Source organism: Curtobacterium flaccumfaciens, assembly GCF_051548005.1.
Lineage (GTDB): Bacteria > Actinomycetota > Actinomycetes > Actinomycetales > Microbacteriaceae > Curtobacterium.
In genome coordinates, this window is record NZ_JBPUGH010000155.1 from 1 (window position 1) to 7829 (window position 7829).

Annotated in this window: 5 protein-coding genes, 1 tRNA gene and 1 other RNA gene; 3 read left to right on the forward strand and 4 right to left on the reverse strand. The window is 72.0% G+C overall.

Annotation, left to right across the window (positions count from 1 at the left end; translation table 11 throughout):
- Positions 1 to 365: 365 nt before the first annotated feature.
- Positions 366 to 462, reverse strand: an RNA gene (gene ffs / locus ACSW7Y_RS14695) — signal recognition particle sRNA small type.
- A 36-nt stretch (positions 463 to 498) separates the two neighbouring features.
- On the opposite strand from ffs, the gene ACSW7Y_RS14700 reads away from it, so the two are divergent.
- Entirely contained in the window at positions 499 to 1173 is a 675-nt protein-coding gene (locus ACSW7Y_RS14700; protein ID WP_438126988.1) for an SDR family oxidoreductase, read from the forward strand.
- 167 nt (positions 1174 to 1340) lie between these two features.
- Here ACSW7Y_RS14700 and ACSW7Y_RS14705 read toward each other — a convergent pair whose 3' ends face one another.
- Entirely contained in the window at positions 1341 to 2537 is a 1197-nt protein-coding gene (locus ACSW7Y_RS14705; protein ID WP_438126989.1) for an acetate/propionate family kinase, read from the reverse strand.
- 81 nt (positions 2538 to 2618) lie between these two features.
- The gene (gene pta / locus ACSW7Y_RS14710) at positions 2619 to 4727 is read right to left on the reverse strand and encodes a phosphate acetyltransferase (protein WP_438126990.1); all 2109 of its coding nucleotides are present in this window, start codon (positions 4725 to 4727) and stop codon (positions 2619 to 2621) included.
- A gap of 123 nt (positions 4728 to 4850) precedes the next feature.
- Between pta and ACSW7Y_RS14715 the strand changes: the two genes are divergently transcribed.
- Both ACSW7Y_RS14715 and ACSW7Y_RS14720 read left to right on the forward strand, forming a co-directional pair.
- Positions 4851 to 4938 (forward strand) — tRNA-Ser (locus tag ACSW7Y_RS14715).
- Between the two features lie 296 nt (positions 4939 to 5234).
- The gene (locus ACSW7Y_RS14720) at positions 5235 to 5882 is read left to right on the forward strand and encodes a hypothetical protein (RefSeq protein WP_438126991.1); all 648 of its coding nucleotides are present in this window, start codon (positions 5235 to 5237) and stop codon (positions 5880 to 5882) included.
- A 66-nt stretch (positions 5883 to 5948) separates the two neighbouring features.
- Here the strand turns inward: ACSW7Y_RS14720 and ACSW7Y_RS14725 are convergent, their stop codons facing one another.
- On the reverse strand, positions 5949 to 7826 hold the full coding sequence (locus tag ACSW7Y_RS14725) for a helicase HerA-like domain-containing protein (protein ID WP_438126992.1): 1878 nt from the start codon (positions 7824 to 7826) through the stop codon (positions 5949 to 5951).
- Positions 7827 to 7829 lie beyond the last annotated feature (3 nt).

The window sequence follows — 7829 nt, forward strand, 5'->3', positions numbered from 1 at the left end:
GCGCAGCAGAGGACGCCGGTCGCGCGGTGCTCGTCGTCGAGCACGGCTCCCAGCACCGTCGATCCGTCGTTCCCCGATGCCCGCCGCGACGGTACGCCGCGGCGACACGTGCTCGCGCATGCGTGTCCCGTTCCTGGCGGGCGCACCCGCCACCTGATCCTCGGAACTCCCCCGCTGGTGAGGCGGTGGAGGGTCGGAGCCCTGGTTGGGGGTTCCTGTGACCGATCTTCACACACGATCAGGAATCTGTCCGCCGGCCGTGACGAAACCGTCACCGAACCGCGCCGAGCGCACGGGAAGCCTCACCACGCACCCGCACCGAGGAAGCGCAGCCCCGGTTACCCGAACGCAAGCGGCAGGGCGCACGAAAAGACTCCCCACGCACCCGCCAGAGCCCGGTTACCCTTGCTGCGTTTCCGCCCTGGGGGAGTTGGCCTGGATGGCGTCACGTGAGGAGCCTCCGGAAGTCTACCGGACGTGACGGGCAGTATCGGACACATGAAGATCGCCATCGCCGGAGGCCACGGGCAGATCGCCCTCCTCCTCGCCCGTCAGCTCACCGATGCCGGACACGACGCCGTCTCGATCGTCCGGAACCCCGCCCACGTCCCGGACGTCGAGCAGCAGGGCGCCACCGCGCTGGTGGCCGACCTCGAGCAGCTCGACGACGACGAGCTCGCGCTGCGCCTGCGCGGTGTGGACGCGGTCGTGTTCGCCGCGGGAGCCGGCCCGAACAGCGGCGCGGAACGGAAGCTCAGCGTCGACCGTGATGCTGCGCTCCTGCTCGCGGACGCCGCAGAGCGCCTCGGTGTCCAGCGCTACGTGATGATCTCCGCGATGGCGGCGGACCGCTACGACCCCGAGCGGGCCGTCGTGCCGGCGCAGAGCGACGCCGACGTCTTCCAGGTGTACCTGCGGGCGAAGGCCGAGGCCGATGCGAACATCCGCGCGCGCAACCTCCGTTGGACGATCATCCGGCCCGGCGGCCTGCTCGACACACCGCCGCAGGGGACGGTGGACGTCGGCCGGACGGTCCCGCGGGGCTCGATCCCCCGGGCGGACGTCGCCGCGCTGGTCCTGCACGCGCTCGTCGACGACCTCGCGGTGGGGGTGCAGTTCGAGGTCACGAGCGGCAACACGCCGATCCCGGCCGCGCTCGCCGCGCTCGGCTGACCCGCGCTCGCAGCTACCGCCGGGTCGCACCACGAGAACGACGTCGAACCAGGCACGCGCCCTGGTTCGACGTCGGGATCGTGGTTCGACGCCGGAACCGTCCGGCGAGTCAGGCGGCCCGCGCCGGAGCCCGCCGGGGCGCGCGCCGCGTGCGCCGTACCGTGCCGCTACAGCGCGACCGCGGCCGACTGCCGGGCGATCTCGAGCTCCTCGTTCGTCGGGATGACGAGCACCGCGACACGTGAGCCGTCCGTGGAGATGCGTCGCGCCTCCCGGGATGCCAGCTCGTTGCGGTCCGCGTCGACCTCGATGCCGAGGTGTTCGAGACCGGCGAGCACGCGCCGACGGAGCAGGGCGTTGTTCTCCCCCACCCCCGCGGTGAAGACGACCGCGTCGAGCCCACCGAGCTGCGCCGTGTAGGCACCGACGTACCGGCGGATCCGGTGCCGGTACACGGCGAGCGCCGCCTCGGCGACGTCGTCGCCCTTGGAGGCGGCGTCCTGCACGTCGCGCATGTCCCCGTTGCCGGTGAGGCCGAGCAGGCCGGACCGCTTGTTGAGGATGTCGTCGAGTTCGTCGAAGTCGAGCCCGGCCTGACGGTGGAGGTGCACGAGCACCGCGGGGTCGAGGTCGCCGGAGCGCGTCCCCATCACGAGGCCCTCGAGCGGGGTGAGGCCCATCGAGGTCTCGATCGACCGCCCACCGTCGATCGCCGCGGCGGACGCCCCGTTGCCGAGGTGCAGCACGATCGTCTTCAGCTCGGACAGCGGGCGGTCGAGGAACACGGCGGCCTGCTCGGACACGTACTTGTGACTCGTGCCGTGCATGCCGTAGCGGCGGATCCCGTACCGCTCGGCGAGGTCGGACGGGATCGCGTACGTGTAGGCGTGCGGGGGCATCGTCTGGTGGAACGCGGTGTCGAAGACGGCGACGTGCGGGACGTCGGAGAACACCTGCTGGGCCGCGCGGATGCCCTCGAGGTTCGCCGGGTTGTGCAGCGGGGCGAGGGACGACAGGTCCTCGATCTGCTGCTCGACCTCTGGAGTGACGACGGTGGCGGCGTCGAACGTGGTGCCCCCGTGCACGACGCGGTGCCCGACGACTGCCGGCGGGTGTTCGTCGAAGGACGGTCCGACCTTGCCGAACGCGTCGAGCATCGCCTGGAACCCGGCGGCGTGGTCCGGCACCGGAGCGGAGTCGTTCGACGAGGACTCCCCCGTGATCGCGTTCGTGTGCTTCCAGGCTCCCGCCGACTCACCGATGCGCTCGACGAGCCCGGAGGCGAGCGTCCGCTCGTCGTCGAGTTCGATGAGCTGGTACTTGAACGAACTCGATCCGGAGTTCACGACGAGGGCTGCGGTCACTTCGGTGGTTCCTTTTCCGTTCGGACTGGAGGCGCGGTGCGCGGTGGTCGGTCGGCTCACGCCGCTGGGTGGCTGGCCGGGTCAGGCCGGCGCCGCCGCGGTTCCGGCCTGGATGGCCGTGATCGCGACGGTGTTGACGATGTCGCTGACGAGCGCACCGCGGGAGAGGTCGTTGATCGGCTTGCGGAGGCCCTGCAGCACCGGGCCGATCGCAACCGCTCCGGCGGACCGTTGCACGGCCTTGTAGGTGTTGTTGCCCGTGTTGAGGTCGGGGAAGATGAACACCGTCGCCTTGCCCGCGACCGGGGAGTCGGGCATCTTCGTGCTCGCGACCGTCGGGTCGGCGGCGGCGTCGTACTGGATCGGCCCCTCGACGAGGAGGTCCGGGCGGCGCTCCCGGACGAAGGCCGTGCCGGCCCGCACCTTGTCGACGTCGGCGCCGGAGCCGCTGTCGCCCGTCGAGTAGCTGAGCATCGCGACGCGGGGGTCGATGCCGAACTGCGTCGCCGTCTCGGCCGAGGAGATCGCGATGTCGGCGAGTTGCTCGCTCGTCGGGTCCGGGATGACCGCGCAGTCGCCGTAGACGAGGACGCGGTCGGCGAGCGCCATGAGGAACACGCTCGACACGATCGAGGTCTCCGGGCGGGTCTTGATGATCTCGAACGACGGCCGGATGGTGTGCGCCGTGGTGTGCTTCGCGCCGGACACCATGCCGTCCGCGAGGCCGAGCTGCACCATGAGGGTGCCGAAGTACGAGACGTCGGTCACGGTGTCGCGGGCGAGTTCGACCGACATGCCCTTGTGCGCTCGGAGCCGGGCGTACTCCTCGGCGAAGCGCTCCCGGAGCTCGGGGTCGAACGGGCTGAGGAGCTGTGCCTGCTCGAGGTCGAGGCCGAGTTCGGTCGCGCGTGCCCGGATCGCTGCCGGCTCGCCGAGGATCGTGATCGAGCACACCTGCCGTGCGAGCAGCGTCGAGGCAGCCCGGAGGATGCGGTCGTCGTCGCCTTCGGGCAGCACGATGTGCTTGCCGTACCCGCGGGCCCGGTCGAGCAGGCCGTGCTCGAACATCAGCGGTGTGACCACCCCGGACGGCGTCACCTGGAGCCGGTCGCGGAGCTCGTCGGCGTCGACGTGCTGCTCGAACAGCGCCAGCGCGAGGTCGGCCTTGCGCGGTGAGTCGGCCGCGAGCCGCCCGCGGGTCTGGGTGATGCGGAGCGCCGTGTCGTACGTGCCGAGCGTGTTCTGCGCGATCGGCAGCGAGCTCGACAGGCCCTCGAGCAGCCGCGAGATCTGCGGGGCGGTCTCGAACCCGCCGTTGAGGATCACCCCGGCGAGGCTCGGGAACGTCTCGGACTGGTTGGCGAGCAGCGTCGCGATGAGGACGTCGCTGCGGTCGCCGGGGACGACCACGATGCCGCCCTCGATGAGCCGCGGCAGGACGTTCTCCATGCTCATCCCGGCGACGACCGTTCCGAGGGCTTCGCGGTCGAGCAGGGCCTCGTCGCCGCGGACCAGCGTGGCGTCGGTCGCCTCGAGCAGGGCACGGACCGTGGGTGCCACGAGCACCGGGTCCTCCGGGATCGCCCAGACCGGCACGCCCGCGTGGTCGTCGTGCACGGCGGCGCCGACGCTCGCCACGATCTCGGCGAGGCGGTCGGGGTCTGCTCGGTTCACGACGACGCCGAGGAGCTGCGCGTGTGCCGCCCGGAGCTCGCTCGTCGTGACGTCCGCCACCTGCGCCATCGCCTCGGGCGTGCGGGCACCGCGGTCGGCCGAGTCGCGCCCGCCGAGGACGAGGAGCACGGGAGCGCCGAGGTTCGTCGCGACCTTGGCGTTGAACGACAGCTCGGTGGGGCTGCCCACGTCGGTGTAGTCGGATCCGAGGACCACGACCGCGTCGCACTGCTGCTCGACCTGGGCGAACCGCCGGAGGATCGTCGCGACCGCAGCGTCCGGGTCGGCGTGCACGTCGTCGTAGGTCACCCCGACCGCGTCGTCGTAGGAGATGCCGACCGCGGTGTGCTGCAGCAGGAGTTCGAGCACGTAGTCCGGCTCGTGCACCGATCGCGCCACCGGCCGGAACACGCCCACCCGGCCGACCGTGCGGGCCAGCGTCTCGAGGACTCCGAGGGCGACGGTGCTCTTGCCCGTGTGGCCCTCCGCGGACGTGATGTAGATGCGGGTCGACACGGATTCAGCGTAGCCGCCGACCTCGTGTCGACATCCGGGCGGATTCCCATCTGTGGATGCACGTGGTCATCCACACCCTCGCGGACCTGTAGCATGGGGTGTCGTCACCGCGAGGTGGCGCCTGGAGGATTCGCCTAGTGGCCTATGGCGCACGCTTGGAAAGCGTGTTGGGTGCAAGCCCTCAGGGGTTCGAATCCCCTATCCTCCGCCAGCACCAGCACCAGCACCACCACACGAAGCGCGAGACCGACCAGGTCTCGCGCTTTCGTCGTTCCGGAGCGGGTCGCGCGCGCTTCCGGTCCCCCACTCGGTGGACCGCTCCGAACCCCGACCGGTGGACGGTGGCCGGGACACGCCGCAACGGGGTGGAACGGGCTGTCCCAGATACCCGTCGGTCGCCTATGCTGACCGGACGGCGACCTCGGGACAGGTCGCCACGGGACACGAGCGGCAGGGGCGTCGCTCGGCAGCGTGAACCGCTGTGCCCGCATCTCAGGAGGATCCGACGTGGGGGACATGACTGCGCAGGCGGCGGCGCTGCCACCGCGCGCCCGGACCTACGACCTCGTCGTCCGTCCCCGCAGCGCGCTCGTCCGCTCGACCGCCCTCAGCATCGCGTTCTCCGCCGTCCCGCTCGCGGTCGCCCTCGTCTGGGTGTCCTTCCCCTTCCGGCTGTGGGCGCTCATGGCCTCGATCGTCGTGCTCCTCGCCGTCCTCGTGGGTACCGCGGTGGTGCGGCTCGGGACGGCGTACGTCGGTGTCGACGCCACCACGGTCGACGTGCGCGGGGTGCTCTCCGCGACGCGTCGGATCCCCCGCGACGACGTCGACCGGGTGCTGCTCGTCGAGACGTACGGCGCCTCGGTCGAGCGCTCCGTCCGCGAGCTCGTCGCCTTCGCCGCGGACGGGACACACCTGTTCCGCCTGCGCGGGGACCTGTGGGGCGACGACGGCCTCGACCGTGTCGTCGACGAACTCGGCGTGACCGTGACGGAGGAGCCGAGGCCGCTGTCCGCACGTGAGTTCGGACGTCGCTGGCCCTCGAGCCGTGCGTGGTACGAGCGGTCCCGGGCGTTCCTCGTGGCCGGGCTGCTCGCGGTGCTCGTCATCGGCGGCCTCCTCGTCGTCGAGACGGCCGGCCTCCTCGCCGCCTGACCCCACGAGCAGCACGCGGCCCGACCCGCAGCACGCCCGCTCGCCCGACCTGCAGTCCGCCGACCCTCAGCGACGCCGACGCAGCGTCGAGAAGATGCCCTGCACGACCTCCTTGGCGATGGTCCGACCGAGCCCGGACCCGAGCAGGTCCGACAGCGGGTCGTTCGCCTTCCGCGACACCGTCGTCCGCGTGCTCGACCGCCCCGCCCGACGCGACTCCGCAGCCCGCTCGGCCCGCTCGAACTCCCGCTGGGCCTTCTCGTACTCCTTCTGCGCGGCCGACCGGTCGCGTTCCTCCTGCTTCGCCTTCGCGGCCGCTTCCTTCGCCGCGGTGGCCTGGGCGCGCGCGGCCTCCTTGTCGGCCTCGGCAGCGGCCGCGGCGGCGGCCTTCGCCGCGTCCGCGGCCGCTGCCTCCATCCGGCGGGCGAGCATCTCGTACGCCGAATCGGGGTCGACGCGGGTGCCGTAGGTGGCGAGGAGCGGCGATGACCGCACCCGCGCCTCCAGGTCGGGTGCCGGCATCGGGTCCATCGATCCCTGCGGCGCGCGCAGCCGCGTCCAGGCCACCGGGGTCGGCGCACCCTTCTCGTTCATCACGGTGACGATCGCCTCACCGGTCGCGAGCGACGTGAGGACCGCGCCGAGGTCGTAGTCGCTCGACGGGTAGGTCGACACCGTGGCCCGGAGCGCCTTCGCGTCGTCCGGGGTGTGGGCTCGCAACTGGTGCTGGATCCGCGACCCGAGCTGCGCGAGGACGTCGTTCGGCACGTCCTTCGGGGTCTGCGTGACGAAGAAGATGCCGACGCCCTTCGACCGGATCAGCCGGACGGTGCGCACGATCTGGTCGGTGAAGTCCTTCGAGGCCCCGTTGAAGAGCAGGTGCGCCTCGTCGAAGAAGAACACGAGCTTCGGCTTGTCCTGGTCGCCGACCTCGGGGAGCTCGTTGAACAGGTCCGCGAGCAGCCACATGAGGAAGGTCGAGAACACCTGCGGCTGGTCCTGCACGCCGGGCACCTCGAGCAGGCTGACGATGCCCCGCCCGTCGGCGGCCGCGCGGAGGAACAGCTGCGTGTCGATCTCGGGCTCGCCGAAGAACTGGTCGGCGCCCTGGTCGGCGAACGTGATGAGCTCGCGGAGGATCACCCCGGCGGTCTGCTTCGACAGGCCGCCGAGCTCCGCCAGTTCCTCCTTGCCGTCGTCGCTGACGAGGAAGGTCAGGACGCTCCGGAGGTCCGACAGGTCGACGAGCGGCAGCCCGGCCCGCTCGGCGTAGTGGAAGACGAGCCCGAGCGAGGACTCCTGCGTCTCGTTGAGCCCGAGCACCTTCGCCAGCAGCAGCGGGCCGAACCCGGACACGGTCGCACGGATCGGGACGCCGGTCCCCTGTCCGCCGAGGCTGTAGAACTCGGCCTCGCTCGCGACGGACCGCCAGTCCTGGCCGATGCCGGCGGTACGGGCGAGGAGCTTCTCGCTGCTCGTCCCCGGCACCGCGAGGCCGGACAGGTCGCCCTTCACGTCGGCGGCGAAGACGGGGACGCCGTTCGCGGCGATCTGCTCGGCGAGCAGCTGGAGCGTGCGCGTCTTGCCGGTGCCGGTCGCCCCGGCCACCAGCCCGTGGCGGTTCAGCATGCCGAGCGGGATCCGCACCTGCACGTCGGGGAGCGCCTCGCCGTTCACGAGGGCGCCGAGCTCGAGGGCGCTGCCGGTCACCTCGTAGCCGTCGCGGACCGCGGACACGGCGTCCGGTCCGAGCGGGCCGGTCACGTCGGCGGGTGCGGTCGCGGCAGCGGGTGCGGTCGCGCCAGCGGGTGCGGTCGCCGGTGCACTGCCGGGAGGCACGGTGCCGGTCCCCGACGCTGCCGCCGGCCCGGCGGCGGTCGCGGGGGTCCCGCCGTCTGCGGCCGGTGCGGGTGTCGGTGCAGGTGCGCCGGCGGCATCGGGCACCTC